The organism is Nostoc sp. JL34 (assembly GCF_017114945.1).
Classification (GTDB): domain Bacteria; phylum Cyanobacteriota; class Cyanobacteriia; order Cyanobacteriales; family Nostocaceae; genus Nostoc.
Window position 1 is genome coordinate 1 of the sequence record NZ_JABXKQ010000181.1, and the last position, 25,999, is coordinate 25,999.

Below are 25,999 nucleotides of genomic sequence, written 5' to 3' on the forward strand. Positions count from 1 at the left end.
AACTTTTGCGCTCACTTTACTTCAACACAGTAAAAGATGTCAAATGGGTTCTATACAACGGCGATTTTTGCAGCTTATCCTGCCTTCCGTAGCAGAATAAAGTTTTGCACCTATAGCGCTTCTCTCTTGAGTGCAATACAGACCTAACCCCCAGCCCCTTCCCTTCTAGCGTTGGGGAGTAAGATTCCATTCCTCTCTCCTTTTAGGAAAGGAATGGAAGTGAGGTCAAAGTGTATTGCTTCCATTTGAAAACCGCTATAACTCAATCCGCGCTCCTGAGTCGATAATTATGCAATCATTTTGCAGTAGAATTAATCGTCAAGATAGAGGAGGGCTTTGAGATGACTCGTGTCATCATTGTGCGCCACGGTCAAAGCGGTTATAACACCGAGCGGCGTATCCAAGGACGCACTGATGCGTCAACATTAACCGAAAAAGGTCGTAACGATGCCAGTAAAGTAGGCAAAGCCCTCAGCAATATTTTATTTAATGCGATTTATAGCAGTCCCCTGCAACGAGCGAAACACACAGCAGATATTATCCATAGTCAGTTAGCTACTGATGCTAAACAATCTGCTGTACTTCAAGTTTCCGATTTGCTGCTAGAAATCGACCTGCCTTTATGGGAAGCACTGCTGACTGCTGAAGTTAAGCAGAAATTTGCCGAAGACTACCGCACTTGGCACCAACGCCCTGACGAACTGCGGATGCTGCTTAATGATGCACAAGGGACAAGAGAACATTTTCCCGTTCTTGCTTTATACGAACAAGCACGGCAGTTTTGGCAAGAAACTTTGTCTCACCATCAAGGCGAAACTATTCTCATTGTGGGACATAACGGAATTAATCGCGCCTTAATTAGCACAGCATTGGGAATCCCTGCAAGTCGCTACCATTCAATACAGCAATCTAACTGTGGCATCACCGTATTAAATTTTGCTGGAGGATTAGGCGAACCAGTCCAGCTAGAATCCTTAAATCAGACGCAACACACTGGAGAATCTCTACCCTCATTGCGACCGGATCATCAAGGAGTAAGATTGTTGCTGGTACGTCACGGTGAAACTGACTGGAATCGCCAAACCAGGTTTCAAGGGCAAATTGATGTTCCCCTCAACGACAACGGTAGACAACAGTCGCAAAAAGCAGGTGACTTTCTCCAAGAGGTAGCGATTGATAATGCTTGCAGTAGCACAATGTTGCGTCCTAAAGAAACAGCAGAGATTATCTTAAAACAACATCCAAATGTAAAGTTAGACTTGCAAGATGGTTTAAGAGAAATCAGTCATGGACTCTGGGAAGGAAAATTAGAAATAGAGATAGAGCAAGAGTTTCCCGGAGAATTGCAGCGCTGGCGGTTAGTACCCGCTCAAGTGCAAATGCCTGAAGGAGAAAATTTGCAAGAGGTGTGGGAACGCAGCGTTGCAGCTTGGCAATCAATTGTGCAAGCTGCATTAAATAATCAATTCAAAACTGTATTAGTAGTAGCTCATGACGCTACTAATAAAACCTTACTTTGTCACATTCTGGGTTTATCGCTGGAAAATTTCTGGAATTTTCGCCAGGGGAATGGCGCAGTCAGTGTTATCGACTACCCTTCTGGAATCGATGGTTTACCAGTATTGCAAGCAATGAACATTACGACTCACTTAGGTGGAGGCGTACTAGATAAAACAGCAGCAGGAGCATTGTGATAGATTGCACAGACGCGATTGTCTGTACAAAAGCAAGGAATAGAGACGCGATTTATCGTGTCTGTGAGGAATAAAGTTAGAAGCGAGGAATTAGAAGTGAGGAATAAAGTTAGAAGCAATTACTGAGGAAAAAATAACTCATAACTCCTAACTTTTAACTCATAACTAAAAACTTTTATGATTGAACTGCTGCAAAAAGTACGGGTGATTGACCCAGTTTCGGAAATTGACGAACTCTTTGATGTGTTGATTGCTGATGGTTATATCCAAGCAGTGGCTTCGCACATTTCTGATATTCATTCCGATACTAAAATCAGAGATTGTCAGGGATTAGTTCTCGGCCCTGGGTTAGTGGATTTATACAGCCACTCTGGTGAACCTGGCTTTGAAGAACGGGAAACTCTTTTGTCTTTCTTACAAGCTGCTGCTGCTGGCGGCTTTACCAGAGTTAGCATTTTACCGGATACATCCCCCGTTATTGATAACCCCGCACTTGTGGCACAGTTGCAGCAGAAGAGACGCGGGGATATCAGAGAGAGGGAAAAAATTAATTTGGCTCCCCCTGCTACCCCTGTTTCTCCTCTCCCCCTGCTTCATATCTGGGGCGCTATCACCCTAGATGTTGCTGGAAAGCAAATGACAGAATTGGCAGATTTAGCGGCGGCTGGAGTTGTTGGTTTTACCGATGGTAAGCCCTTAGAAAATTTAGCGCTGGTGCGGGGAGTGTTAGAGTATCTCCAGCCGTTGGCTAAACCAGTAGCATTTTGGCCTAGCGATCGCCAGTTAGCAGCAAATGGTGTAATGAGAGAAGGGCCAGATGCTCTCCGTTTTGGTTTACCCCCCATACCTGCCAGTGCTGAAACTACTGCGATCGCAGCAATGCTTGAATTAGTTGCAGCCATCGGTACACCAGTTCATATCATGCGTGTCTCTACAGCTCGCAGCGTGGAATTAATCGCCTCAGCCAAGGCTGCTGGTTTACCCATCACCGCCAGCACTACCTGGATGCATCTTTTACTTGATACAAAAGCAGTTAAGAGTTATCACACCAGCTTGCATTTAGACCCGCCTTTAGGTAATCCTCGTGATGTAGTGGCGTTGCGTGCAGGGGTGCGTGCAGGTGTGATAGATGCGATCGCTATTGATCACACACCCTACAGCTACGAAGAAAAAGTCCAAGCTTTTGCCGAAGCACCAGCCGGGGCAATTGGTTTAGAGTTAGCATTACCTTTGCTGTGGCAATATCTCGTTGAAACTGAAGAATTGACAGCTTTAGAATTATGGCGGGCATTGAGTACTAGTCCAGCAGAGTGTTTGGGGCAGAAGGTCAGTGCGATTCTACCTCATCAACCAGCAGAACTTACTTTATTTGATCCTCAGCAAAGCTGGAAAGTTGAACGGAAAAGTCTTTATACACTTTCACAGAATACACCTTGGTTAGGACAACAGTTGAAGGGTCATGTTCTGCAAACCTGGTGTTGAAAAATGTCAAACACTTTGCATTTCTCAAACCAATTATCTGAATTTAATTATCTCTCAGCGTTTTTGGGACTGGATTTCGTGCTTAAATTCATCTTGGTGAGACTCAACATTTTATTTTAGTTCGATTAATTGTCAAATATTTGACTTTAGCAAGCTCTAGGAATTTAGTTATTTCTACAAATCATCCAGAGTTTCTATAAATAAATTGTGTAATGCTGGCGGCTAAAAATTTTGATCATCATTGTTTTAAACTTAAGATATATTGCCCTTACTGCCTGAGTCGCTAGATTAAGAATTGATGTCAAGCAGAAAAGGTTGATAGAAAATTGAAGTCTGTAGCTGTGAAGAAAAAGATTAACCTAGCTGCGATCGCTATATTAGCAGCAGGAGTTATAGTCGGATGTTCTAGAGCAGAACAACCCCAAGCGGCACAACCGAATCTAGCCCCCGTTCCCAATACACCTCTACAAACAAATCAGCAAAATCCAGAGAGTCTTCCAACTCCTTCGACTCTTGTAACTGCCAGAAGCGAATCAGTTCAACAGCTTCTATCCACCAGAAAATGTCAAGGTTGTAACCTCCGGGGCGCTGACCTAGATAAAATCGACCTCAACGGAGTAGATTTGAGTAATGCCATCCTGATTGACGCTGATCTGGATGAAACTAATCTCAGTAATGCTAACCTCAGTGGGGCTGATTTAACCGATGCAGATTTAGGAAAGGCAAATTTAACGGGAGCAAATCTTAGCAGAGCTAATTTTACGAAAGCCGATCTAGAAGATGCAAATCTAAGTAATGCTAATGTAACTGGTACAACTTTTACAGGAGCAGACTTAGAACGGGTAATTGGGTTGCGTCACTAAAGCGATCGCTACTGATTAGTTATCCTAACTACAGTCTTTACCATACTCAGTACCTTGCCTTAGAGTCCCTCGGTAAGCGAGTTAATTAAGAAGTACAGCTGACTGATGTACGTAAGTTTAGCCCCGCCCCTTGTGGGCAGAATCTTTTGCTCAGGAGAAGGTTGATACCCCACTCCTTGTGGGTGATGAACTTAGCACTGTTCATCTGCAACGCTGACCATGAGTGTCAAGTATGGCAAACGCAAATCATCCATTTCCAATCAATGAAACCTTTGCAGTATAGGAATTATGAATTCCGAATTCCGCACAGCGTTACTAGTATGTCAAAATGAAAATACCCGATACCTCAAGGTGAGCGATCGCTCCCAAAGCTAGATTAAAGGATTGACCTGAGCAATGGCAGACGAAACCAATCACAATCAAGCGGGAGAAGTAGCTCCCAGCACTGTTGACAAACAAGCTCCCAGTGTGGCTGAAGAACACGCTCCTAGTACAGACTCACCCGAAGCCACAGACATTCCTACTGCCAACACGCCAGATCCTAAAGCCGCAAACCCCGAAGATAATCCCAATGCTGCTAAACCAGCTGCTGTACCACCCAAGCGAGAAAAACCCGCCGCAGCTAAAGCCGCAACAGCAGAAAAAGCCGCCGACGCAACAGCAGAAAAACCTGCCGCCGCAGCTAAAGCCGCCAAAAAGGAAAAAGCCCCATCTGTTGAAGATAAGCCATTTGTAGAGTTCATTGAGCAAGACTACTTGCCAGCTTTACAAAAAGCGATCGCTCAACAAGGTGTGCAAGATTTACAGGTGTCTTTTGCCAAGCAAAAAGTACCAATTACTGGCTTTGAATCCGCCGAAGAATGCTGGCAAATTATCGGTAGTTGGTCAGAAATTGGTAAGCGTCAGTTTAACCTGTATTTCCCCGAAGAAGATATTCAAGGGAAAAAGGGATTTTCCTGCAATGAAGGTAAAAATCCCAGCACTCTTGAGTCATTCTTAATCGATGAGCGCAAAATTACCCTGGATTTGTTGGTATATGGCTTAGTTCAACGTTTGGGCGGTCAAAAGTGGTTAGGTAGAAATTAGTCATTAGTCATTGGTCATTAGTTTTTAACAAAGCACAAATGACAAAGGACTAATAACAATTAAAGATCGTGGAAATGGTAGGTAACGGCTCCAGTATTGGGGTCGTTATCGATTTTCACATAACCTGATTTGTACATTTCCTTGAGAGTAGCTTCCACTTCAGCAAAGCTGGCTCCTGTAAACTTCACCCCTTGAGTGACAGTTAAAATACCACCCTTGCTTTCTGCCGCTTCAATCAGTTTAATCATGAGTTGGTTACCTGTTGGGCGGTGGATTTGAGAGGCAACCACTGCTTGATTTAACGGCACACCAAAAGGAGATACACCCGCTTTTAATCTCAGGTTGTGTTCGTACTCGTCAACCATATTGGGCATGAGGAACAAATCAACAAACTGGCCTATACCAAATACACCACCTGTCAACAGCCACAACAAACCAGTCCCGATCTTGCCATTATAGAAACGGTGCAGTCCTCCTAATCCGAAAAATATCCCTGCACACAAAATGTAAGAGACAAGAAGTCGGTCTTTATGCTGATTGTTTTCAAGATTCATCTTGTTTTCAACTCTTTGGATTTGCTCTTGTTGTCTAAGATCGGTTTTTAACAATTTTTGAACTAAGTACGATAGCTGGACTTACATCTTGCACCAGTTGCTTTCTGGCAATTTTTTTAGGTGGGTACTGCTGTTCGCTGCAACTCTAATTTGACCTTGATAGGTAGTATCAAACCTACAGTTATTGATCGGGGTGCAAGATATCACTAAAATACTTAGACTTGTTCAGTAATTATGCTAGTCATAGATTGTTTTGATCAAACCGTATAAACTTATTGTAGTAACAACCATAAAAAATTACTGAGATAGCAGTGCTTTGAAAATACAAGAGTTGCGTGTTACTCCAGTTGCTCAAAACAATGCTGATCGCTGAACTACGTTTATTTGACTACCAATCCGTGATTCTTGATTCCGCAAACATTGAATCATTGTTGCAACTCTTAATGTTTTGCTTACTAGTTTCTAACCCGCACCTTGGTAGACTGAATTTTATACAATTGGATTATTGTGGGCTGTTACGGCTTGCCAAAGCATTACCCTTGGCTTTCTGGTCAAGCAGTCCAGTCTTCGGGGTTTCCCTCATAAGAAACTACCGTTAGTGTAGCGGTGAGCCAGTGCGGTCTTCTCTGTTGCGCTAGCCCTCTCCCTTTAAGATAAGGGGAGCTGCCAAAGGCGTTAGCAAGTCCGTGAGCGTCTGGGGGTTTCCCCCATAAGCGACTAGCGAACCCGAAGGGTAGGGATGTAGGAGCGTCACCCGAAGAGTCTACTTAAGATAATAAAGACGAAAGAGCAATCAAGACATGGTAGATTCCCTCAAAAAACCAGGCTTTGAAGAAATCCGGCCAGGGATTAAAGTCCCGGCAAAAGAAACCCTGTTAACACCTCGGTTTTATACTACCGATTTTGATGAGATGGCACGGATGGATATATCCGTCAACGAAGACGAGTTACAAGCCATTCTCGAAGAGTTCCGCACTGACTACAACCGCCACCACTTTGTTCGGGACGCTGAGTTTGAACAATCCTGGGATCATATTGATGGGGAAACTCGTCAGTTGTTCGTTGAATTTCTAGAACGTTCCTGCACGGCAGAGTTTTCTGGCTTTTTGCTGTATAAAGAACTCGGTCGTCGCTTAAAAGGCAAAAGCCCCGTCTTAGCAGAGTGTTTTAACCTCATGTCACGGGACGAAGCACGTCACGCTGGCTTTTTGAACAAAGCTATGTCGGACTTTAATCTGTCCCTAGATTTAGGGTTTTTGACTAAGAGCCGCAATTATACCTTCTTTAAGCCAAAATTCATCTTTTACGCCACTTATCTTTCTGAGAAAATTGGTTATTGGCGTTATATCACCATCTTTCGCCATTTAGAAGCACATCCCGAAGACCGGATTTATCCAATCTTCCGGTTCTTTGAAAACTGGTGTCAAGATGAAAACCGTCACGGCGATTTCTTTGATGCGATCATGAAATCTCAGCCGCAAATGTTGAATGATTGGAAAGCACGGCTGTGGAGTCGGTTCTTCCTGTTGTCAGTGTTTGCAACAATGTATCTCAATGACATCCAACGCAAGGACTTTTATGCCACCCTGGGACTGGATGCGCGAGAATACGACATCCATGTAATTAAGAAGACCAATGAAAACGCGGGTAGAGTGTTTCCACTAATGCTGGATGTAGAAAATCCAGATTTCTATCAGCGCTTGGATACTTGTATAAGCAATAATGAGAAGCTGGGTGCGATCGCTAATTCCAAGACTCCCAAATTCCTCCAATTCTTCCAAAAACTGCCGCTTTACATCTCCAACGGCTGGCAGTTATTGCGGCTGTACCTGATGAAACCGATTGATACTGTTTCCGCTCAAGGGGCAGTTCGTTAAGTTATAACAGGTTTGCGAAAGCTTTAGTGGCTCTGCAATCAGCAGAGCCACTTTTTTTTGTCTTTGCCAGCGAGATAATTTTTCAAGCCAATGATTACCAATATGTCAACCAATTAGTAGTGCGATCGCTAATTTGTTATCAGGGAAAAATCGGATGTGAACCATAACGTGAAAAATTAGGTGGTTTTGAACAAGTAATAATTAAATTCGTACAAGTATCTTAGGCATTATGTGGCACTTGGTTGCAGTCTCACTAATTTTTGGTTAGTTAAGTTTCGTAAAACAGGACGAAACAACAATAATTTTCAATGTATGAGTATAGAGGAACAGGAAATGTTAAAACAACAGTTATCAACAAAGATCGGCAATAACTTGCCATGAAATTTTTGATCGGCAAGGTAATCTTTTGCATCTAACTTTGTCAGAGACACGCTTTTATCTAAAGAGTTTAATTGTAGAGCATAACAACATGAAATAATCTTGTACGGAAATTATCCGAGCTAAGTTTATTCATAAGAATTGAAATAATTAATTTAGGACATTTTAATGAAAAACAATAAACTACAAAAAGGTATAACTTACACTAGGCTAACAGCTACAACAGTCAGTCTACTATTAACACTTACTACTTATACAAGTACAGCGGCTGCTCAATCCCTCGATCAGAATAAGCCAGCACCCTTACATCCTGGACTAAATTCTAGTGTAGCTGACAGTTTTATTGGTTCACATTTCTATTACTTTGTGGCTGGGCCAGGAGACGTAAAAGTTACTGTTAATTTTTCATCTATGGGGCTACTTGGTAACCCTACTAAAGCAAAGATTGGAGTCTATCTTTATGATGAAAAAGGGAATGTACTAGTTCATAAAGATGTCACTTCTAATGGTGCATCTGAACAGTTAATCTTACCAGGAAACCTAGAACGTAAAATCAAACTGACTCTACGTATCCAACCACCACCACAAGGTTTGCTCCGATCTGGAGGAAACTACGATGTACAAGTTACTGGTGCTGTCCAGTATGACACCAATGCTCCATCTGAAAAACAAGATCCTATAGTTAAAACTTACCAACTTATGGTTGGTGTCACAGATTTATTTGAGGGTGGTGCTGCTAGGTTTTCCAGTAATGGAACTTTGAAACTTGCTGACGGTAATACTGGCACTTGGGAACTTTTTGACCCAGAAGCTAAAATTTACGTGGTGAAAATTAAGGGTTATATTTATAACCTGAAACTTAGACCAGGAATAGGGTTAGTTGATACAAGCGATGTTAACTCTATTATTTTCAAGGAAGTACGTTGATGGAATATATTACAGCAATCCTATTGAGGTCATGAACATAGATTTTCTCACACACAGCCAACGAAATAATGGGGTTTTTAAACCTCTCTTTTCGTGAGAGAGAGAAAAATCTCAGCCATTGAACTCACATTAACTTGTTGTTGCTGCTTTTTTTCCATTCTGGTTGCCATTTGTGCTGCCGTCGCCATTCACACTGGCAATGAATGACGGTTGCTGTAAATTAGAAACTGGTGACTCGCCTCGCAGTCCCTTGCGGCGCTGGTTTTTAGGAACACCTCCCGCCGTACTGTACTCCCCACTACTTTTAGCATATTGAGTAGCAACTCCTAACATTAGTAAATTCGACTTCCACAAGACACGATGCTGGATTCCTTTACATAACCACTTCCCCTGACGGGGATAAAAGTAAACTAACGAACTTTAGCGATCGCATTACTTTGAAGTTTAGTTCTCATAAGGAAAACTTGTATTTAATATTCTGATTAAATAGTTCGAGGCTGGTTTACCTCTCTCATCTGAAACTGTACATGAAACTTTCGCTTCACACAGTTACTCATGTTTTGCTGTTTTGAAATGGAAATCTTTGCTCTTTCTCTTCTGCCAGCCGCGCAATGGGCAGACCAATTTAATGCTGAGTCAATGAATTTTACTTTTTACTCAGCAGTGTTGCGGTGAGAAAGGTTTTCGTGAGTTTCTACGGTTATAACAGAAGCCGACATTAGGATACACTGGCTTTTGAATACACCGGAAATTCATTAGCGACTTAGTTTGTCGCTTCTGGTGACTTCCTCCCTAGTATCCTATCGCTTTTAGCTGTATGAAACTTACTCCAATCTCCGGTAAGTCTCCCTCAAGAAGGTTTCTTAGCATCTAAAACGACTCCCACTGTTTTGAAGCTATAGCCTTAGAATATTTACAAGCTTTACTTACAAATTAGCTCTCTCTAGAATAAAGTACCGTTTTTGCTGTGTAAGCTGACATTCTACCTGTTTCTATCCAGATTTGTGTAGCTTATTAACAAATCAGCGGATTCATTAATATTAAGCCTGCTTTACTATTTAGTTTCTTACCCCGACCTATTAGACAGCTAGAGTATTAATTTCATTTTGTTCAATAGCTTTTAGCCCTTATCGCTCCCATGCTGACCCATCACCGCAAGCCCGTGTGCTTATCACTTATTTCCACTGACCTACCCATCTGGTCTGTTGTCGAAACTGCCGGAACATTGTATCAAAAAGATACTGATAGATTCCATTTGCTGCTGACCGCACCGCCCCTAATTGGCTGCGATGTAGAAAGTGTCGTAAGTCCAGAAGACACACTTCCACAAACTAAGAGCAAAGCTTACGCCCCTAACAGTCCCAGAATTTTATGGCTGGAGATTTCCCCTTACCGAGTCATCATGACTATGCAAGGTAATGCTCAAGTGAGTTACCGTCACTTTTGGGAACAGGGCGTTTATGGCATTAGCCGCTATTGGCTGCCAACTGAGTCATTGCAACCTAACGATCCGATTCGTTTACGAAATTTTACTAGTAGCCTAATTCTCAACGGACATCCCTTGCCAGAGCATTTGCGGCTGGAATATGAATTGTGGGCAGAAAAAGTCCAATTAGGATGCTACATACTGAATTTGGAAATTAAACACTGATAGGCGTGGGGAGTAGGGAGAAATCAATTCAAAATTCAAAATTAAAAAACTTCTGCCTCTTTTTTCCCAATGCCCCATGCCCAATCCCCAATACCTTTTAACCAAAATAACTGGGTTGGTTTCCAGGTTTCCATTTAATATTGCAACCAACACTCGGCTTTTGCTCGCTTGTAACAGGTTTACCTGCTAACACTGCTTCAATGGCTGCGCGTAAATCTGCACCTGTTACGGGTTTATCATTACTGGGGCGGCTATCATCTAATTGTCCCCGATAAACAAGTTGGCGTTGATCGTCAAATACAAAAAAATCTGGTGTGCAAGCTGCTGTGTAAGCCTTCGCCGTTTCCTGGCTCTCGTCGTAGCATAAGGTAAAATTTAACCCTTGTTCTGTGGAAAATGCTTGTAACGACTCTGGCGCATCATCTGGGTAATTTTTTGCATCGTTAGCACTAATAGCAACGATCGCTAAATCACTTGTAAAATAATCTCTTCCTAACTGCACTAATTCTTGTTGGACGTGTTTTACAAATGGGCAATGCCGACAAATAAACATTACCAACAGCGCTTTTTTATCTGCAAATGTAGAAAGTGAAGTTGCTTTTCCAGATACTACTTCCGGTAGATTAAAATCTGGCGCTTTAGTGCCTAGCGGCAACATAGTTGAAGCAGTTAAAGCCATAGTTCACCTAATATTTTTACGCTGATAACTAACGGTTTTTGTCATCAGTATATTTTCACTCTAGCACTAAGTTTTCCATAAATTAAGAGACGGTAAATTTACCGTCTCTTACATTTGTTGAGAGTTATGTTTCAGAAATTAGTTTTTACAGATTTGCCAAAACACCAACAATACCGTGTCCTGTGAATACTTCTAATGCTATTAGAGAAACAAAACCAATCATTGCTAAACGACCGTTGAGCATTTCTGCATAGGGAGTGAAACCAGTGCGATCGCCTTGCTCGTCTACATAAACTTTTGGCTCGATCGCAAAGTTGTTCAGTTTGCCTTGGTCGTCAATTATAGCAGTGTTTGTACGCATGGATTTTTCCCTGTCTTCTCTTTATGTAAACAACTGTAACAAAGTTATTAATATTTGTAAAGTATCTTAATCCAATTAAGCAGAAGTCCAAGCCAGAGATATGATGATGGATCGAGTTCAAAGCTATGTCTAACAAACAGGCTCCATTCCTTGTGCGTAAGCACTTTCAGTCATCAATCCATTTCCCAAAAACTAATGCATCGATTTCGAGTAGAGGTTATTGCCAAAACACCAAACCCGCAGCAGGTGATTTATGCCGCGATGCACCAGGACTATACTGATGGGTTTGTGTTTGATGAGCGCGACTCCTGGCCCTCGGAGTCACAAAGCGGCGAAGTTATTGTTAAGCGGCTTTTAGCGGGTGAAAGGGGGCACTATGGGCCTTTAGAGCATCCTCAGATTGTTTTTAACTGTGGCTACTTTCCCCACAGTGTGATGCAGCAGGCCCGGACTCATCGTGTTTCCGTATCATTTGATGTACAATCTTTTAGGTACACAGGCAACCAATTTATTGATGTAGTAGAAGGCAAGAAAGACATAGAAGATGTTTTTTACCTACGTCCCGTTGGTTATTACACTGATAGACAAGGCAAAAAATACCACTATTCACCAGAGCAACGAACAGCAGATTTGGAGTGGTGTTTAGAAGCAGCTAAACGATATAAAGCTGATTTTGAGGGTGGAATGTCTGAAGAACACGCCAGAGGTAAAGTACCTTTTGATTACCGCCAGCATTTTGTAGTTAGTTTCAATTTAAGGTCTTTTTTGCATTTTTGTGACCTGAGAAATAAGAAAGATGCTCAACTTGAAATTCAAAAGTTGTGTGAAATGATGTGGCCTCATTTTGAAGATTGGGCACCTGCGATCGCACAATGGTATGAAAAGCAGCGTTTAGGTAAAGCCAGGTTAGCACCTTAAATAATGGCTTATCCTGCTCTCTATACGAGAGTTGACATAATTTGCGGTAGGATAATGCGACGCGGCTATCCTCGGATTTATTGGGTTTGATTTAGAGCGATCGCATCTATTTTTTTGATGAACAAAGCTGTCGATATTAGCACTAAAAAATTAATCAGCCTTGCACCAAATAATTGGGCAAAATGGGTAACAGGAATTCCCGACATTGTTACAGGCGAAATCTTAAATACAGAATTCCAATGGATTAGCCGACAAAGCGATGTTGTAATTCCGGCTGAAAGTCCCCAATACGGGAAATTTCTCATCCTCAATGAGTTACAGTTACGCTACACATCAGAAATGCCGCGTCGGATGCGTGCTTATGCTGCTCTTGCGGAAGAAAAATATAAACTACAAACGTACCCTGTACCAGGGGAAACGCATCTAAATTACTCTTGATCACAACGAAGGTTAAGAAGCAACGAAAAAATCAGGATTTCGCGTTTGATTATTTTTTAAGCCCCAAAGCGATCGCCTAATTATTCGCAATAAGTAAAGGTTAATGACATTATTTTTTAGCTCTATTGAGAATAGACTTTGCTTATTGACATGATGCGGCCGCCCTATACCCTGTACTGATTAACATTCTCAAAATCAGCAACAGCGAAATACCTACAAGTTTTGCATCTAATTTTATCGGGTTAAGGGCAATTCAAGATTACCGCGTAATCAATCTCTGGGAGGTTGACGTAAATATTGCTTTTGAGACGCCGTTACCGTCGCTGCTTCCCTTTGTACCAATTCTCAAAGGCGGAGAAAACGAGTCTACAATTAGGGAAGCATTGCGAATGCTGCGTGCTGATGAGCAATTAAATCAACTTGAGACAGTTCTGGCATTTTTTGCAACCTTTGTATTAGAAAGTACTTTAGTTCAGGAAATCATGAGGTGGGATATGACAGTCTTAAGAGAGTCACCTTGGTATCAAGAAATTTTACGTGAGGGACAAGCACGAGGAGAAGCAGAAGGAGAAGCACGAGGAGAAGTACGTGGAATAATCTCTAGCATTGAAACAAGTTTAGAGGCGAAATTTGGTAGCGATGGTTTGGAGTTGATGTCGCAAATTTCGCAAATTTCTGACTTAGAGCAATTGAAAGAGATTTTACGCAGAATTGTTGTAGCAAATACAATTCAAGAGTTACGGAATGTTTTGTAGGATAAAGCGATCGCTCCAAATCCTGCTTTAGGGCTAGAATGAGATGAAGGTTTTGACTATCTCATATAGACTTTTGTAGGACGATGGATATTCAAAAAGTTCTACGTGATCGACGAATTATTTCCTCCGATCCAGATATTATGAGTGGAACTCCTGTGTTTGTTGGAACACGGGTTCCATTGCAGACTTTTTTCGACTATCTAAAAGGTGAATCAGGTTTAACCGAATTCTTAGAAGATTTTCCACATTTGCAAACTCAGGTGTTGCAAATTTTGGAGGTGATTGCAAAAGCAATGCTGAATCAGGAGCAAATTATTTATGCTGATTCTGCTGGATGAAAATCTCCTGAGTAAGAAGTTGAAGAAGCCGTTTATAGATGCAGGACATTCAGTGCAAAATGTAGAAGATATGGGTTGGCGTGGTGTCAAAGATAAGGAACTTTTGGCTTTAGCAGATAGACATCCTTTTGATGTGTTTGTTACCTCAGACAAGAACTTACCATATCAGCAAAATTTTCGAGTTATTACACTCCGAGTTTTAGTGTTGGATACACTCAGTACGCGTCCAGACTATTTGGTGCCGTTGATAATTCAAGTTAGTGGATTACTGGAATCTTTAGCACCTAGTTCTGTAACGTTAATAAACGATGAGGGAGAAGTACAACCCTTCAATCTTGATAGTGGCAAGTGATAGTGCATTGAACTTATAGGAATTCTCATCAGACAAAAAGGTTGCTTTTTTCCTGCGATCGCACTCCGATTTTTGGGTATGATTTAGAGCGATCGCACAATAGTAAGCAAAGCCGGATCTAAGTAAGGCAAGATTAGTTCCTTGTTACTTAGACTTTAGCTAGAGTTACAATCTCTAGCTGATCCTGATATTTACCTTGTCTTGCTTCATAACTAATAGCGCAGGGTTCGCCTTCTAAAAATAGCAATTGCACCACTCCTTCCCCCGCGTAAATGCGACAGTCTGCGCTGGAAGAATTGGAAAATTCTAAAGTTAAATGACCTCGCCATGCAGCCTCAGCAGGCGTTAGATTTGCAATTATGCCACAACGTGCATACGTAGATTTTCCAATACAAATTACAGTAATATTCTCAGGAACCTCCAGTTTTTCTAGAGCAACCCCAAGTCCATAGGAATGAGCAGGTAAAATAAAATAACTGCCATTAGCATCGGTATGCAGTGCTGTTGGCTCCAGATTTTGAGGATTAAAGTTTTTGGGATCGACTACAGTTCCGGGAATGTGGCGAAAAATACGAAACTCAGCCGATGAAAGGCGTATATCGTAGCCATAAGAAGATAAACCGTAGCTGATTACATGTTTAACTGCTACTGATTCATCTTTTTGCACTTTTCGGATTAAACTTGGCTCAAAGGGTGAAATTAGACCCTGTTGAGCCATTTCAGTAATCCAGATATCGTTTTTAATCACAACTTCACAGTTAATTCAAACGGAATTACTAGGATATCCTGAATTGAGTATTTTGTTTAGGGTCGATAACTTCGGCGGATTTCTGTAATTTGATCTGCTACATCCAAGAGAGATTTCGGCATCTCTGGCCCTGTGAGAATGATATCGACGTGGGGAGGGCGTTTTGCCAAAAACGCTAAAACTTCCGTTTCAGGAATTAAACCAAAGCTAATCGCTAAACTTAACTCATCTAACACTACGAGAGAATACTTACTCGTACACACTACCTGCTGTGTATACTGCCACAGCTTTTGTAATGCTTGGTTTTCTGTATCATCTAAATGTGGTGTATCGATACAACGAGGCAAATCACAGCGAATCCAATCTAAATTTTGTCCTAATTGGATGGGTCGTTCCTGTCCTTGGCGAATACCTCCTTTGAGAAACTGTACTATTAATACAGCCGTTCCTTGTCCAGCTATTCTCAGTGATTGAGCCATCACGCTCGTAAAAAAGTTGCGATGGGAGCTAGTGAAAACTTGCACTAGTCCTTCAACTGGATATGGTAGGGTTAGGGTTGAATTGATACTTTGAGCTTCTAGCTGGGCAACCATAAAGTTAAGTTCAAAAAATACAATAGATTAAGGGTTATTACTGTCGGTAATTCTGACAAATTTGCCTGTATAATCAATCTGTTTTTACAGGTGTGGTGGATTTGGCAAATTGCATTCTTAGTCAAACACTACGTTTGTATTGAAGTCAAGAGTGATTTTGATGTAAATTTTCGTCTTTTCTCGGAAATGAGTTGTAAAAATGAAAACATAAGAGTTACAGTTCCAATTATTTAAAAAAGCTAGGCAGAACATCTAAAAATCGCTAAATGTTAGATTTGCTGGTTATTTGGGCAAAAGAGATTTAGCTAATGGTGAATTTGACAGGATGAGGAGTAAATTGTTGTGAGATTGGTGATTCTGGGAGGTTCAGGATCGGGGAAAAGCACTCAAGCACAAAGGCTTTGCAGATACTTTGATATTCCTCTGATTTCTACAGGTGAGATTTTACGGTCAGCAATATCTGGCGATCAGACCCTGCCGGAATTTCGATGGTCAGAAGCCGATCCTCGAACTTCTCTTTCGGTTTACGCTAGCCTGAGTGAACTAGGCTACCACGCACGGCCCTATATACAAAAAGGGGAGTTAGTTCCAGACGAAATGATCGTTGAATTGATCCGAATTCGCCTCAGACAACCAGATATTAACTGCGATTGGGTGTTAGAGGGCTATCCCCGTACTGCCTTCCAAGCTGAAGAATTAGATTTTTTATTGGATGATTTAGGGCAAAAGCTAGATTGGGCAATTTATCTCCAAGTTCCAGAAGCCGTGATGGTTAGCCGATCCTTGGGGCGATCGCTACCAGATGACCAACCAGAAATCGTGCAGCGCCGTGTAGAACTATTCTACGATCGCACCATTCCCATACTAGAATATTACGACCGTTGTCGCTGTTTATTGACCATCAACGGTGACCAGTCACCAGAAATGGTGCAGCAAAATATTTTGACTCTGCTTTCAGTTCCTTGAAGAGTGCTGAGTGGGAGAGTTAGGAAAAATTCTTCACAATCCCCAGTCCCCAATCCCCAATCCCCAGTAGATTTACAACACTAAGGTAATCTTAAGGCAGTATTGTAAAACTTGAGGCAACTCCAATGGCTTGGCAGCGTCCTGACGGTCGGATTCCCTACGAACTACGTCCGATTAGCTTTCACCCCAATTTCACCCGCTTTGCCCCCGGTTCTGTTCTCGCAAGATGCGGTGATACTCAGGTACTTTGTACTGTTAGCGTTAACAAGGGAGTTCCGAAGTTTCTTGAAGGAACTGGTAAAGGCTGGTTAACTGCTGAGTACCGAATGTTACCATCTGCTACCCAAAAACGCCAAGAAAGGGAATTATTGAAATTATCTGGACGGACGCAAGAAATTCAACGTCTAATTGGACGTAGCTTACGCGCAGCAGTGGATTTTGAGGCACTGGGAGAACGCACGCTGACTGTGGATGCCGATGTGTTGCAAGCAGATGCCGGAACTCGGACAACAGCCATTACAGGCTCGTTTGTGGCGTTGGCTCATGCAGTTTCTAAATTGTTGCAAGAGGGCGTGTTGGAGCGATCGCCTTTGTGTGGACAGGTAGCAGCAGTTTCCGTAGGATTACTGGAGGGAGAGCCATTTTTGGATCTGAATTATATCGAAGATGTGGGTGCAACAGTAGATTTTAATGTGGTGATGAATCAACACCTGGGAATCATCGAAGTTCAAGGAACAGCCGAAGAAGGCAGCTTTAGTCGCATTCAGTTGGATCAATTGCTAGATGTCGCCCAAAAAGGAATTCAGGAATTGTTAATCGCCCAACGTGAAGCGATCGCAGACTGGGAAGCATTGTTTGTGATTAATTAGTTTTATTAATTTTTCATAATAATTAATAAATGTATCCTTTGTGGCGTTAATCAACAAAGTATCAAGTAACTGGATGTAAATAAAAATAATCATGAGAGTAGTTAGTAGTTAGTACGACTGACTACTGACAACTTAGCGTTAAAGGTGATAATGAGCATCTACATTTTCCAGCCTACCTAATCCACGATGTTAAATGTTTCAAAAGTTAAAAAGGAGGATTGTAATAAGTTCGGTATTGTATTGCTGGAAGCCAGCAATATGATGATGAAGCCATGAACAAAACCGTTGAAGTTCTACCGGATCAGCCGACACTGGTTGCACGAGCGCTAGAATTAATTCTGTCCAAGTTAGAAACTGCCATTGAGCAGCGGGGGCGGTTTACCATCGCATTATCTGGCGGCAGTACACCTAAACCGTTATACGAAGCGATTGCTACTCAAAAACTGCCTTGGAATAAAATTCATATATTCTGGGGAGATGAGCGTTACGTACCACCAGATCACCCCGATAGCAATGAACTGATGACGCGTCGTGCGTGGCTAGATCGCGTTGATATCCCAGCGGCTAACATTCACCCCGTACCAACTTTAGAAGCCAATCCAGAACTGGCTGCTGCCAAGTATGAACAACAGCTCAAAGAATTTTTCAATTCTTCTGGGGTCGAGTTTCCCGCCTTAGATGTAGTATTACTAGGAATGGGTGATGATGCACACACCGCATCTTTGTTTCCCCACACAGAGGCTCTCAAAGTACGCGATCGCCTAGTTACCGTGGGTAACAAAGACGGAAACCCCAGGATAAGTTTCACATACCCCTTCATCAACTCTGCTCGTAGCGTGATTTTTCTGGTTGCTGGTGCTAATAAACGACCAGCTTTAGCGCAAGTCTTTGCACCTGTAGCTGATGACTTCACTTACCCATCCCGCTTAATTAAGCCCCAAGGAGAACTTTGGTGGCTGCTGGATGCGGCAGCAGGTTTGGAACTTCAACATTGAACAATGGGGAATTGGACATTGGGCATGGGGCATTGGTTATATCTCCTTGTCCCCCTTGTCCCCCTCATCTTTCCCTGCTCCCTTTCCTCGTCTAAAAAGCGTCTAATTGAATCGTTCCATTAGCAGTAATTGCTAGAATCTAAAGCTAGGGCCGCCCTCTGCTTGCCAGTCCTAACTATATTTATGATGATCTTGAACAAAGGTTAAATATCGATGATCGTCTGCCCTAATTGCAATCATCCCAACCCTGATGGCGCTGTCCAGTGTGAAGCTTGCTATACACCGTTACCCGCAACTACTAATTGTCCCAGTTGTGGGGCAACTGTGCAGGCAGATGCTGCATTCTGCGGTCAGTGTGGCTATAATCTTCACTCCGCAGGAGTTCCACACGTTCATCCTGCAACAGTAGCTACAACAGTTACTCCCAATATTCCTGTAGAAGTGCCGCCGTTAGTTCCACCAGATCCACTGTTAGAACTTTTACAACCAGATGCCTTGGGAATGGGCGAATCTACTAATTCCCATCCCCCCGAATCATCTTTACCACCAACAGAGTTGGCAGTTCCCCCAGAACCAGCGCCACAGATACCTGTTACACCAAGTAGACCCCCAGAACCAGCGCCAATTGCAGTTCAACCTGTAGTCTCTGTACAAAGTATTCCGACTCCACCACCTTTGGAACCAGCGCCAGTCTCTGAAGCCGAAGTAAAAGAGCCACCAGCACCAGCACCAATTGCAACTGCTGCCAGAACGCAATTGCAGCAGGTTACAGCGCGGTTAATCCACGTTCAAACCGATCTGCTAATTGAATTGCCGCAAAATCTCTCTGTGATTCATATCGGTAAGCCCAATGATCGGATTCCCCCAGATATAGATGTTTCAGGATTTCCCAATTCAGAAATTGTCTCGCGGATTCATGCAGATATTCGCGTCGAGGGAGATGCCCATTATGTAGAGGATGTGGGAAGTTCTAATGGCACTTACATTAATAATTTGCCACTTTTACCGGGGAACCGTCATCGCTTGCGACCAGGCGATCGTATCAGCTTGGGTAAAGGAGACTTAATGACATTCCTCTTTCAACTTGCTTAACTGATTCTCCATCAATTGTGACATCAGTTTAAGTATTTTCTCCCCATCCTCTGGCATTCATTCTGGAGGAGAAACAAATTAACCGTATCAGACAAGCGACGGATGGCTATGTTGTTTTTGATAGCGCCATAGTTTACAGCCGTCGCTTTATGGTGCGAATTGTTGCATTGCCTAGCAACCCTAATCCCTCAATAATTACATTAGGATAGATGAAAATACACTGTCAATTTTAGATTTTGAGTTTTTCAAAAAATCTAAAATCTTACATCTTAAATCTTAAATTGAGTGACCTATGAGGGAACCAAGTAAAAATTTTGAAACCTTGCTCACCAAAGAAGCACCGCCAGTTGTTGAACGGATGGGGCTAACCTGGTTAGTTGCAGCAGCGATCGCAACTGCTTTATTGTGGCAAGTACCAGGAGGGGATTATATCTTATACCCATTTACAATTCTGGCAACTTGGTTTCATGAAATGGGTCACGGCTTAATGGCACTCCTATTAGGGGGACAGTTCCAGAAGTTACAAATTTTTAGCAATGGTTCCGGTGTCGCAACTTATGGCATCCGGTCGTCATTGGGGCCAATTGGGCCGGCAATAATCGCCGCAGCAGGGCCAATGGGGCCACCTCTTGCCGGTGCAGCTTTGATTCTGGCTTCCCGCAGTTTTACAGCAGCAACCCTCTGTTTGAAAATTTTAGGAAGTTTTTTGCTGTTTTCCACATTAATTTGGGTACGTTCCTGGTTTGGATTGGTGGCAATTCCCTTGCTGGGCTTAATAATCTTGGGTATTGCCTTGAAAGCCCCTCGTTGGGCACAAGGGTTTGTCATTCAATTTCTGGGTGTACAAGCTTGTATAAGTACGTACCATCAACTTGATTATCTATTTAGCAGTTCTGCTGGCCCCCTTGGAATTTCTGATACAGCGCAAATGCAGCGATATTTGCTTTTACCTTACTGGTTTTGGGGCGGGTTAATGGCGATCGCATCTCTGGTGATTTTAATCCAAAGTCTCCGCCTTGCCTATCGTTCTAAGTAATCAGTAAGAGTGAGTAAGAGGCAGCATTAAAGCGATTTCAGAACTAAAGTAAAAATTGATCGGTATAATAGCCTGGATATTGTTAAAAAATTCGCCGCTAATAACTCTTGCCTTCGCGGTTCGATACCCTAAACATGTCCACCCAACCCATAATTCAAAGCATATACACCGATGGTGCTTGCACCGGTAATCCTGGCCCTGGCGGTTGGGGTGTTGTCGTCTACTTCAGCGACGGCTCAATCCACGAAATGGGCGATGCATCTCCTCATACCACTAATAATAAAATGGAGATGCAAGCTGCGATCGCTGCCCTGGAATTCTTGCAAACATCTCAACAAGCCCAAGCCATCACCCTTCATACCGATAGCGAATACCTGATTAACTGCGTTACCAAGTGGGTGAAAGGCTGGAAAAAGAAAGGCTGGAAAAAGTCAGATGGTAAACCCGTTCAAAACCAAGACCTTTTAGAAATCTTGGATGAACTCAATACCCAACAAGTAAAATGGCAACACGTTCGAGGACATTCTGGTAACATAGGTAACGAACGTTGTGATGCGATCGCTCGCACATACGCCAGTGGCAAAACCCCTTCCCTACAACAATTATCTCCCAGAGATTTTTATAAATCTTTACCTTCTACAAATGAATTAAATGTAGCAAAAGTAGCTGATTATGAAAAAAACTCTAGAATAACTAACCAAAGTCCGCAAGAAATCAGTACTTCTGCACCAGAAATAACCGTTATGGAACCATCAACTGGGCCAACTGCGGCCGTAACCGATGAAAAACCGCCAGAAATGAGGGTTTCCCAACTCCGCAGCTTGGTCGAAACTCTGCGTATAGCTGACGAAATTTCTGAAAAAGGCTACTTAATCACCAGTTCTGAGTTAGCAGACTTGATGGATGTCCACGCCAGCGCTGTTACCAGTCGGGGAGATCAATGGCGCTGGCGAAACTGGATAGTGTCACGGGTACGCCGTGAAGGAAATCAAATTCTTTGGGAATTGGAACGCGGGGATCAAGTAGGAGGTGAAGAGGATTAAGGAGTGCTGAGTGCTGAATTTTGAATTTTTAACTCCTCACTACTGACTCTAAACTCCCTACTCAGCACTATACTTGCGTCCTCGCCACTCGCGTGGGGTGCGAAACGCAGATAAGAAGATTCGCAGCACAGCTAAAGGATCAGCTAAAGGGGAAAGCCAGAACAACCAGCTGCCTTTAGCACTTGTGCGATCGTAAGAAGGAGCGATCGCTATTAGCATAGCAAAGCGAATCACCAGCAGGAATAAATTTAGTCCCAGCAGGAGGAGTAGCGGAGGGGGCGAGTGAGAGAGTGAGGGAGAAATCAACAAAAAAGTCATGACAATTAAAAGGGGTAGACCTTGAACAGATGTGAGTAGCCATAAATCTCCCCACAACTGAGAGCGAGAAGTTGCATCCTTGAGGTCGAGACTCCGCCCCCATTCCTTCCACGTCTCCATCGCCCCTTCATACATCCGTACCTTCAACACCTTTGCGCCATCTAAAAAGCCGACCTTATACCCTTGGGTAGCAATATTCCGTGCCAACGTGACATCATCACAAAAAGAACTCCTCGCACTGCTATAACCACCCACAGTAGCTAAAACAGAGCGACGACACAAAAAACACTGCCCATTTGCCATTACCCGTTCTGGTTGCTCTGTATTGATCCCCGCAGGGTCAAATCGGTAAAGCAGAGTCATCAGCAAAGCCGGTTGTAGCCAGCACTCTCCAGGATATTTGAGGATGAACTGGGGTGAAAGGGAAACGAGGTCATAGCCTTGTGTTTCGGCCGTCTTCACCAAACCAGCAACTAAACCAGGATGTGGTTGGATATCAGCATCCAGCCCAAGAAACCACTGACTAGCCTCTGAGCTATATAGAAAACCATTATGCAACGCCCAAGGACGCCCCACCCAACCAGAAGGTAAGGGATCATCTGTCATCAGGCGAAAGCGTGGGTCTTTCTGCTGTGAGGCTTTTACCAAGTCGCGGGTGCCATCACTGGACTTGCTGTCTACAACCATAATTTCCCGAACTTCATAGCTTTGCTGACTTAAACCAGCCAACAGAGGGCTAATGCGAAGTGCCTCGTTCAGTGTGGGAACAACGACACTAACCATACCCAAAAGCTCTGGTGTTGGCTGTAGGGGTTCTATTGGAGGATGGCGTCTTGGCCCCTTTAACAGACGTGAAAATAGAATCGCCGTTGCTGGTACTTGGATAAGTAGCAATAAAAGAGCAATGGCACTTTCTACTATCAAAGCGTTGTCTACTGTTGTCAAAATACTTAACAATTAAAATCGCGACTATACAAAATAAATGGACATGGGCATGGGGTATTGGGTATTGAGTATGGGTTATTGCCTTTGATCTCCCTTATCCCCAGTCCCCAGTCCCCAGTCCCAAAATAGGCTTATTTCAAGGCAACTTCAACCTTTGCTACTGATACTTCTTTGCTTACTGATTCAACAGTAACTTGAGCGGGTATGGTTGAACTCCTTAACCACAACGCCACAGCAGGTATCACACCTAGCAATAAGCCGAGTAACACAGGGATGGAGAACCCAGATGCCAAGCTTAGTCCGGCGGCAAAGGCAAAGTTAGTTAAATAAACAACTAAGGGCAGATTGAGTTGCGATCGCTCTAATTTAATCGAGGTATTTCTCCACAATAATCCTGCCACACTCATAAACAGGGCGCTAGTACCAAACCAACCTGCATAGTTCTGGTAAGGTGTCCCAAAGAACGCTCCTGGTTGTTCCCAATACCAGAAGGGCAGAGAAGATTGACTCATAGCTGGCTCAAGAGCAAAGTCCCAGCAAGTGAAGAGTAAAGCACCAACGGCTATCGCAGCAATATGGCGTCCCCAACTGGGTTTTTGAGCCACTTTCAAACCAGTTCTCGCAATTAAGTAAGACGACAGCCCAACATAAAACCAAGACAAGGGAATTGTGAAAGGAACTAGCCCCCCAATCTTATAACCCAAGCCACTCAAGTAACTATAATCACCAAATGGAAATCCTGTACTAGTTCCTAATAGTTCACTCCCCAAAGAGATAAACATAGCCGGCAGCATAAATGCTAGCCAAGTTCCTAATCCTAATGTCCGGTAAGCATAAATAGAGACAGCTACTGTCCCCAAGATGATATCAACTACACCGCCGCCAGCCATACTTAACTGTATGGCAGTTTCTCCAACCTGCGATAAGTTTAAAATTATTTCCGAATTAGGTACGACCAGTAGCATCCCTACTAGTCCAAAGGCTTTTGACACGATATGACCAATGAGGCATACGCGTTCAGCAATAACAAGTTGTCTCATGATAATTCCTTAACAAGATGTGACACGCGGCTACTCGGCTGCTAACAGTTTACAAATGTTTAACAACATATTTAACTACTTTGTACCGCAATTCTCTACAAACTTGTTTGGCTTTCTTGGGAAGAGCATAACAGCCTATTGATTGAAGCTATAAGAAATATGATGATAGACTTACCAGTTTAAGCTATATAGTCAAAATCTACATAATTTCATCTGCAAGAACTTATGGTTTCCTGTCTCACTGATACCCATATCGGGGGAAATTTTTTTTTTATACTGGGATATCGTTGAGGAAGACACCACCAGAAACTGAGCAAGCCTCAAGCAAAATAAAGTCTTTAGTTACTACACTTAGTTATGGAATAAGACCTTGACCCTGTACTAGGAATATCAACCCATGTCAATTTTGAAAAGAGTTCCTTGGGTATCCCTGGCGCTAGTACTGCTTAGTTACAGTACTCTGGGCTGGGTAATATCTGAAACACATGCTCCTCTGTTTGTGTGGGTGGCAACTGTAATTGCTATCCTGGTTTTGATAGTAACGTTGACCGCTCCTTGGCCGAAGATGACATACTACTATACTATTTTACTTAAATCAAATGCCAGGTCTTTCGGCGTTGCCGTCTTAGCAGCTTTCTTATTCTTTATCATGATTGCCTGGTTTCGGGTATTTCTTGATACCTTACTCATAATTTCAGCGACTATATTAGTCAGGATAGACTTTCAAAGAGCGGGTCTTAGGGAAGGGCTAGCCTTTTCAACTGCGTCTATCTTTTCATTGGGAGGTTTAGCTTTGGGTGCGCTAATCTACAAGTTCATATATTCTCAAATTCCGCTAACGTGATCAAGTATACCCGAAAAAGTTGGCGATGCCTGCGGCGGGCTTCTTTACGAGAGGCTATGTCAACACCAACGCTTCAGAACCAATATTACTTACTCACAACTTCCTTTTTGACTTAGATTCCCAATTTCTTAAAAAAGTCGGGAATCTTGTTATTCAATATTTGGGTTCAAAATGCAGGCTGTTCAAATAGCAGTAGAGAGAGGAAAAAATCCATAATAAAAATTGACACCCAACTAGTGACAACTGCTTTTGTTGCCGATTCTCCTACTTCCTTTGCTCCTCCTCTAGTAGTTAAACCCCAACTACAGCCAATGACAGCAACCAGTACTCCAAAAACAAACCCTTTTAGCAAAATAATAAACAAATCTGACGGTTGTAAAAAATTTCTGACTGATTCTAAAAATGTTTCGGGAATAATTTGGTAAAATTTTGATGCGGCAAAAACTCCGCCGATGATGCCCGTAACTAAAGCCAAAATCGTCATCAAAGGCACCATCAAACAACAAGCAATTACTCTAGGAAGTACTAGATAATCAATTGGATCAGTTTTGAGCATATAAAGGGCATCAATTTGCTCGGTGACTCGCATTGCACCTATTTCTGCCGCAAAAGCAGAACCTACTTGTCCCGCCATAATACTAGCGGTCAAAATTGGAGCCAATTCTCTACAAAAAGCTAAGGCAAAAGCACCTCCTACTGCATCGACAGCCCCAAATCGCACTAATTCCCTCGCTGTTTGAATAGTAAAAATCATTCCTGCAAAACCGCTGACAAGGAGAACTGGAGAGATAGAACCTGGCCCAGCGGTAACAAGATGTTGCAAAATCTTGCGATAGTAAGTTTTTCCTTGGAGTAAATGTAGCCACACTTGACCAAAGAGCAGTATTGCTGCAAAACAGCGTGTAATCCCAGATTGCTCAAAATTTGTTTTTGGTTGCAATTTTATCGTCCTTACGACTGACTTTTTTTGCACATTTGTTGTTATATCAATTCTCCAAAATAAGACTACAGATACAAGTGCTGGAAACCCAGCCAGATGTAATCTGACTTTCTCAATTAAATAGACGCACTAAGTGCGGCTTCCCACGGGATATTACGAATTGGTATTAGGGTATGGTACATGAACAGACGCACTAGATGTTTACCCTCAAAATAGA

At 42.7% G+C, this 25,999-nt stretch carries 26 protein-coding genes and 3 pseudogenes; 20 read left to right on the plus strand and 9 right to left on the minus strand.

Annotated features, from left to right (window positions below; all coding sequences use genetic code 11):
* Positions 1 to 341 precede the first annotated feature (341 nt).
* From HWQ44_RS32490 to HWQ44_RS32505, 4 genes are all read left to right on the plus strand, one after another.
* On the plus strand, positions 342 to 1,694 hold the full coding sequence (locus HWQ44_RS32490; protein ID WP_292726463.1) for a histidine phosphatase family protein: 1,353 nt from the start codon (positions 342 to 344) through the stop codon (positions 1,692 to 1,694).
* Between the two features lie 177 nt (positions 1,695 to 1,871).
* Complete coding sequence (locus HWQ44_RS32495; RefSeq protein WP_292726464.1) at positions 1,872 to 3,176, plus strand: dihydroorotase; 1,305 nt, start codon at positions 1,872 to 1,874, stop codon at positions 3,174 to 3,176.
* A 341-nt stretch (positions 3,177 to 3,517) separates the two neighbouring features.
* A complete protein-coding gene (locus tag HWQ44_RS32500) occupies positions 3,518 to 4,039 on the plus strand; it encodes a pentapeptide repeat-containing protein (RefSeq protein WP_292726466.1) in 522 nt (173 codons plus the stop codon).
* Positions 4,040 to 4,435: 396 nt separating this feature from the next.
* Positions 4,436 to 5,125, plus strand: coding sequence for a DUF2996 domain-containing protein (locus tag HWQ44_RS32505; RefSeq protein ID WP_292726467.1), 690 nt, complete (start codon positions 4,436 to 4,438; stop codon positions 5,123 to 5,125).
* A gap of 59 nt (positions 5,126 to 5,184) precedes the next feature.
* On the opposite strand, the gene HWQ44_RS32510 is transcribed toward HWQ44_RS32505, so the two are convergent.
* The gene (locus HWQ44_RS32510; protein WP_292726469.1) at positions 5,185 to 5,679 is read right to left on the minus strand and encodes a TM2 domain-containing protein; all 495 of its coding nucleotides are present in this window, start codon (positions 5,677 to 5,679) and stop codon (positions 5,185 to 5,187) included.
* An 800-nt stretch (positions 5,680 to 6,479) separates the two neighbouring features.
* Here HWQ44_RS32510 and acsF point away from each other — a divergent pair.
* The 3 genes from acsF (at position 6,480) to HWQ44_RS32525 (ending at position 8,861) form a co-directional block, all read left to right on the plus strand.
* On the plus strand, positions 6,480 to 7,556 hold the full coding sequence (gene acsF / locus HWQ44_RS32515) for a magnesium-protoporphyrin IX monomethyl ester (oxidative) cyclase (RefSeq protein WP_292726471.1): 1,077 nt from the start codon (positions 6,480 to 6,482) through the stop codon (positions 7,554 to 7,556).
* 26 nt (positions 7,557 to 7,582) lie between these two features.
* A complete protein-coding gene (locus HWQ44_RS32520) occupies positions 7,583 to 7,723 on the plus strand; it encodes a hypothetical protein (RefSeq protein WP_292726473.1) in 141 nt (46 codons plus the stop codon).
* Positions 7,724 to 8,102: 379 nt separating this feature from the next.
* Positions 8,103 to 8,861, plus strand: coding sequence for a hypothetical protein (locus HWQ44_RS32525; protein WP_292726475.1), 759 nt, complete (start codon positions 8,103 to 8,105; stop codon positions 8,859 to 8,861).
* Between the two features lie 129 nt (positions 8,862 to 8,990).
* Here the strand turns inward: HWQ44_RS32525 and HWQ44_RS32530 are convergent.
* Positions 8,991 to 9,197: pseudogene (locus tag HWQ44_RS32530) on the minus strand (hypothetical protein); the annotation flags it as partial.
* An 802-nt stretch (positions 9,198 to 9,999) separates the two neighbouring features.
* Here HWQ44_RS32530 and HWQ44_RS32535 point away from each other — a divergent pair.
* Positions 10,000 to 10,512: a hypothetical protein gene (locus tag HWQ44_RS32535; protein ID WP_292726477.1), complete on the plus strand. Its 513-nt coding sequence runs from the start codon at positions 10,000 to 10,002 to the stop codon at positions 10,510 to 10,512.
* A 97-nt stretch (positions 10,513 to 10,609) separates the two neighbouring features.
* On the opposite strand, the gene HWQ44_RS32540 is transcribed toward HWQ44_RS32535, so the two are convergent.
* Together HWQ44_RS32540 and HWQ44_RS32545 are read right to left on the minus strand one after the other, a co-directional pair.
* Positions 10,610 to 11,191, minus strand: coding sequence for a thioredoxin family protein (locus HWQ44_RS32540; protein WP_292726479.1), 582 nt, complete (start codon positions 11,189 to 11,191; stop codon positions 10,610 to 10,612).
* 145 nt (positions 11,192 to 11,336) lie between these two features.
* Positions 11,337 to 11,552 (minus strand): chlorophyll a/b-binding protein, encoded by a 216-nt coding sequence (locus tag HWQ44_RS32545; protein WP_292726481.1) that lies wholly within the window; start codon positions 11,550 to 11,552, stop codon positions 11,337 to 11,339.
* Between the two features lie 195 nt (positions 11,553 to 11,747).
* Between HWQ44_RS32545 and thyX the strand changes: the two genes are divergently transcribed.
* The 5 genes and pseudogenes from thyX (at position 11,748) to HWQ44_RS32570 (ending at position 14,353) form a co-directional block, all read left to right on the plus strand.
* A complete protein-coding gene (gene thyX, locus HWQ44_RS32550; RefSeq protein WP_292726483.1) occupies positions 11,748 to 12,470 on the plus strand; it encodes an FAD-dependent thymidylate synthase in 723 nt (240 codons plus the stop codon).
* A gap of 117 nt (positions 12,471 to 12,587) precedes the next feature.
* Positions 12,588 to 12,878, plus strand: a pseudogene (locus tag HWQ44_RS32555) (transposase); the annotation flags it as partial.
* 197 nt (positions 12,879 to 13,075) lie between these two features.
* Positions 13,076 to 13,663, plus strand: a pseudogene (locus tag HWQ44_RS32560) (transposase); the annotation flags it as partial.
* A gap of 83 nt (positions 13,664 to 13,746) precedes the next feature.
* Complete coding sequence (locus tag HWQ44_RS32565; RefSeq protein WP_292726485.1) at positions 13,747 to 14,001, plus strand: DUF433 domain-containing protein; 255 nt, start codon at positions 13,747 to 13,749, stop codon at positions 13,999 to 14,001.
* Positions 13,982 to 14,353 (plus strand): DUF5615 family PIN-like protein, encoded by a 372-nt coding sequence (locus HWQ44_RS32570; RefSeq protein ID WP_292726487.1) that lies wholly within the window; start codon positions 13,982 to 13,984, stop codon positions 14,351 to 14,353. The genes HWQ44_RS32565 and HWQ44_RS32570 overlap by 20 nt, the downstream gene beginning before the upstream one ends.
* A gap of 148 nt (positions 14,354 to 14,501) precedes the next feature.
* Here HWQ44_RS32570 and dcd read toward each other — a convergent pair whose 3' ends face one another.
* A complete protein-coding gene (gene dcd, locus HWQ44_RS32575; protein ID WP_292726524.1) occupies positions 14,502 to 15,071 on the minus strand; it encodes a dCTP deaminase in 570 nt (189 codons plus the stop codon).
* 86 nt (positions 15,072 to 15,157) lie between these two features.
* Positions 15,158 to 15,694: a P-loop NTPase family protein gene (locus HWQ44_RS32580; RefSeq protein WP_292726489.1), complete on the minus strand. Its 537-nt coding sequence runs from the start codon at positions 15,692 to 15,694 to the stop codon at positions 15,158 to 15,160.
* Positions 15,695 to 16,036: 342 nt separating this feature from the next.
* Between HWQ44_RS32580 and HWQ44_RS32585 the strand changes: the two genes are divergently transcribed.
* The 6 genes from HWQ44_RS32585 to rnhA all read left to right on the plus strand — a co-directional run bounded on the left by HWQ44_RS32585 (position 16,037) and on the right by rnhA (position 21,695).
* Positions 16,037 to 16,660: a nucleoside monophosphate kinase gene (locus HWQ44_RS32585; protein ID WP_292726491.1), complete on the plus strand. Its 624-nt coding sequence runs from the start codon at positions 16,037 to 16,039 to the stop codon at positions 16,658 to 16,660.
* A 125-nt stretch (positions 16,661 to 16,785) separates the two neighbouring features.
* Positions 16,786 to 17,529: a ribonuclease PH gene (gene rph, locus HWQ44_RS32590; protein ID WP_292726493.1), complete on the plus strand. Its 744-nt coding sequence runs from the start codon at positions 16,786 to 16,788 to the stop codon at positions 17,527 to 17,529.
* 272 nt (positions 17,530 to 17,801) lie between these two features.
* Positions 17,802 to 18,524, plus strand: a complete 723-nt coding sequence (gene pgl / locus HWQ44_RS32595; RefSeq protein ID WP_292726494.1) for a 6-phosphogluconolactonase — start codon at positions 17,802 to 17,804, stop codon at positions 18,522 to 18,524.
* Positions 18,525 to 18,737: 213 nt separating this feature from the next.
* On the plus strand, positions 18,738 to 19,616 hold the full coding sequence (locus tag HWQ44_RS32600; RefSeq protein WP_292726496.1) for an FHA domain-containing protein: 879 nt from the start codon (positions 18,738 to 18,740) through the stop codon (positions 19,614 to 19,616).
* Positions 19,617 to 19,908: 292 nt separating this feature from the next.
* Positions 19,909 to 20,652: a M50 family metallopeptidase gene (locus HWQ44_RS32605; protein ID WP_292726498.1), complete on the plus strand. Its 744-nt coding sequence runs from the start codon at positions 19,909 to 19,911 to the stop codon at positions 20,650 to 20,652.
* Positions 20,653 to 20,786: 134 nt separating this feature from the next.
* Entirely contained in the window at positions 20,787 to 21,695 is a 909-nt protein-coding gene (gene rnhA, locus HWQ44_RS32610; protein ID WP_292726500.1) for a ribonuclease HI, read from the plus strand.
* A 57-nt stretch (positions 21,696 to 21,752) separates the two neighbouring features.
* On the opposite strand, the gene cruG is transcribed toward rnhA, so the two are convergent.
* Positions 21,753 to 22,958, minus strand: a complete 1,206-nt coding sequence (cruG, locus tag HWQ44_RS32615; protein WP_292726503.1) for a 2'-O-glycosyltransferase CruG — start codon at positions 22,956 to 22,958, stop codon at positions 21,753 to 21,755.
* Between the two features lie 131 nt (positions 22,959 to 23,089).
* Positions 23,090 to 23,998, minus strand: a complete 909-nt coding sequence (gene cruF / locus HWQ44_RS32620) for a gamma-carotene 1'-hydroxylase CruF (protein ID WP_292726505.1) — start codon at positions 23,996 to 23,998, stop codon at positions 23,090 to 23,092.
* A gap of 397 nt (positions 23,999 to 24,395) precedes the next feature.
* On the opposite strand from cruF, the gene HWQ44_RS32625 reads away from it, so the two are divergent.
* Positions 24,396 to 24,842 (plus strand): hypothetical protein, encoded by a 447-nt coding sequence (locus HWQ44_RS32625; RefSeq protein WP_292726507.1) that lies wholly within the window; start codon positions 24,396 to 24,398, stop codon positions 24,840 to 24,842.
* Between the two features lie 166 nt (positions 24,843 to 25,008).
* Here HWQ44_RS32625 and HWQ44_RS32630 read toward each other — a convergent pair whose 3' ends face one another.
* A complete protein-coding gene (locus HWQ44_RS32630) occupies positions 25,009 to 25,782 on the minus strand; it encodes an MlaE family lipid ABC transporter permease subunit (protein ID WP_292726509.1) in 774 nt (257 codons plus the stop codon).
* Between the last annotated feature and the right edge of the window lie 217 nt (positions 25,783 to 25,999).

Excerpts from the sequence above, each read along its gene's own strand:
- HWQ44_RS32540 (WP_292726479.1), bottom strand. The coding sequence starts at position 11,191 with ATGGCTTTAACTGCTTCAACTATGTTGCCGCTAGGCACTAAAGCGCCA.
- HWQ44_RS32505 (WP_292726467.1), top strand. The coding sequence starts at position 4,436 with ATGGCAGACGAAACCAATCACAATCAAGCGGGAGAAGTAGCTCCCAGC.
- pgl (WP_292726494.1), top strand. The coding sequence starts at position 17,802 with ATGAACAAAACCGTTGAAGTTCTACCGGATCAGCCGACACTGGTTGCA.
- thyX (WP_292726483.1), top strand. The coding sequence starts at position 11,748 with ATGCATCGATTTCGAGTAGAGGTTATTGCCAAAACACCAAACCCGCAG.
- HWQ44_RS32525 (WP_292726475.1), top strand. The coding sequence starts at position 8,103 with ATGAAAAACAATAAACTACAAAAAGGTATAACTTACACTAGGCTAACA.
- cruF (WP_292726505.1), bottom strand. The coding sequence starts at position 23,998 with ATGAGACAACTTGTTATTGCTGAACGCGTATGCCTCATTGGTCATATC.
- HWQ44_RS32580 (WP_292726489.1), bottom strand. The coding sequence starts at position 15,694 with ATGGTTGCCCAGCTAGAAGCTCAAAGTATCAATTCAACCCTAACCCTA.
- HWQ44_RS32565 (WP_292726485.1), top strand. The coding sequence starts at position 13,747 with ATGGATATTCAAAAAGTTCTACGTGATCGACGAATTATTTCCTCCGAT.
- rnhA (WP_292726500.1), top strand. The coding sequence starts at position 20,787 with ATGTCCACCCAACCCATAATTCAAAGCATATACACCGATGGTGCTTGC.
- HWQ44_RS32490 (WP_292726463.1), top strand. The coding sequence starts at position 342 with ATGACTCGTGTCATCATTGTGCGCCACGGTCAAAGCGGTTATAACACC.
- HWQ44_RS32600 (WP_292726496.1), top strand. The coding sequence starts at position 18,738 with ATGATCGTCTGCCCTAATTGCAATCATCCCAACCCTGATGGCGCTGTC.
- HWQ44_RS32625 (WP_292726507.1), top strand. The coding sequence starts at position 24,396 with ATGTCAATTTTGAAAAGAGTTCCTTGGGTATCCCTGGCGCTAGTACTG.
- acsF (WP_292726471.1), top strand. The coding sequence starts at position 6,480 with ATGGTAGATTCCCTCAAAAAACCAGGCTTTGAAGAAATCCGGCCAGGG.
- HWQ44_RS32570 (WP_292726487.1), top strand. The coding sequence starts at position 13,982 with ATGCTGATTCTGCTGGATGAAAATCTCCTGAGTAAGAAGTTGAAGAAG.
- HWQ44_RS32510 (WP_292726469.1), bottom strand. The coding sequence starts at position 5,679 with ATGAATCTTGAAAACAATCAGCATAAAGACCGACTTCTTGTCTCTTAC.
- HWQ44_RS32535 (WP_292726477.1), top strand. The coding sequence starts at position 10,000 with ATGCTGACCCATCACCGCAAGCCCGTGTGCTTATCACTTATTTCCACT.
- dcd (WP_292726524.1), bottom strand. The coding sequence starts at position 15,071 with ATGGCTCAACAGGGTCTAATTTCACCCTTTGAGCCAAGTTTAATCCGA.
- HWQ44_RS32605 (WP_292726498.1), top strand. The coding sequence starts at position 19,909 with ATGAGGGAACCAAGTAAAAATTTTGAAACCTTGCTCACCAAAGAAGCA.
- HWQ44_RS32495 (WP_292726464.1), top strand. The coding sequence starts at position 1,872 with ATGATTGAACTGCTGCAAAAAGTACGGGTGATTGACCCAGTTTCGGAA.
- rph (WP_292726493.1), top strand. The coding sequence starts at position 16,786 with ATGGCTTGGCAGCGTCCTGACGGTCGGATTCCCTACGAACTACGTCCG.
- HWQ44_RS32545 (WP_292726481.1), bottom strand. The coding sequence starts at position 11,552 with ATGCGTACAAACACTGCTATAATTGACGACCAAGGCAAACTGAACAAC.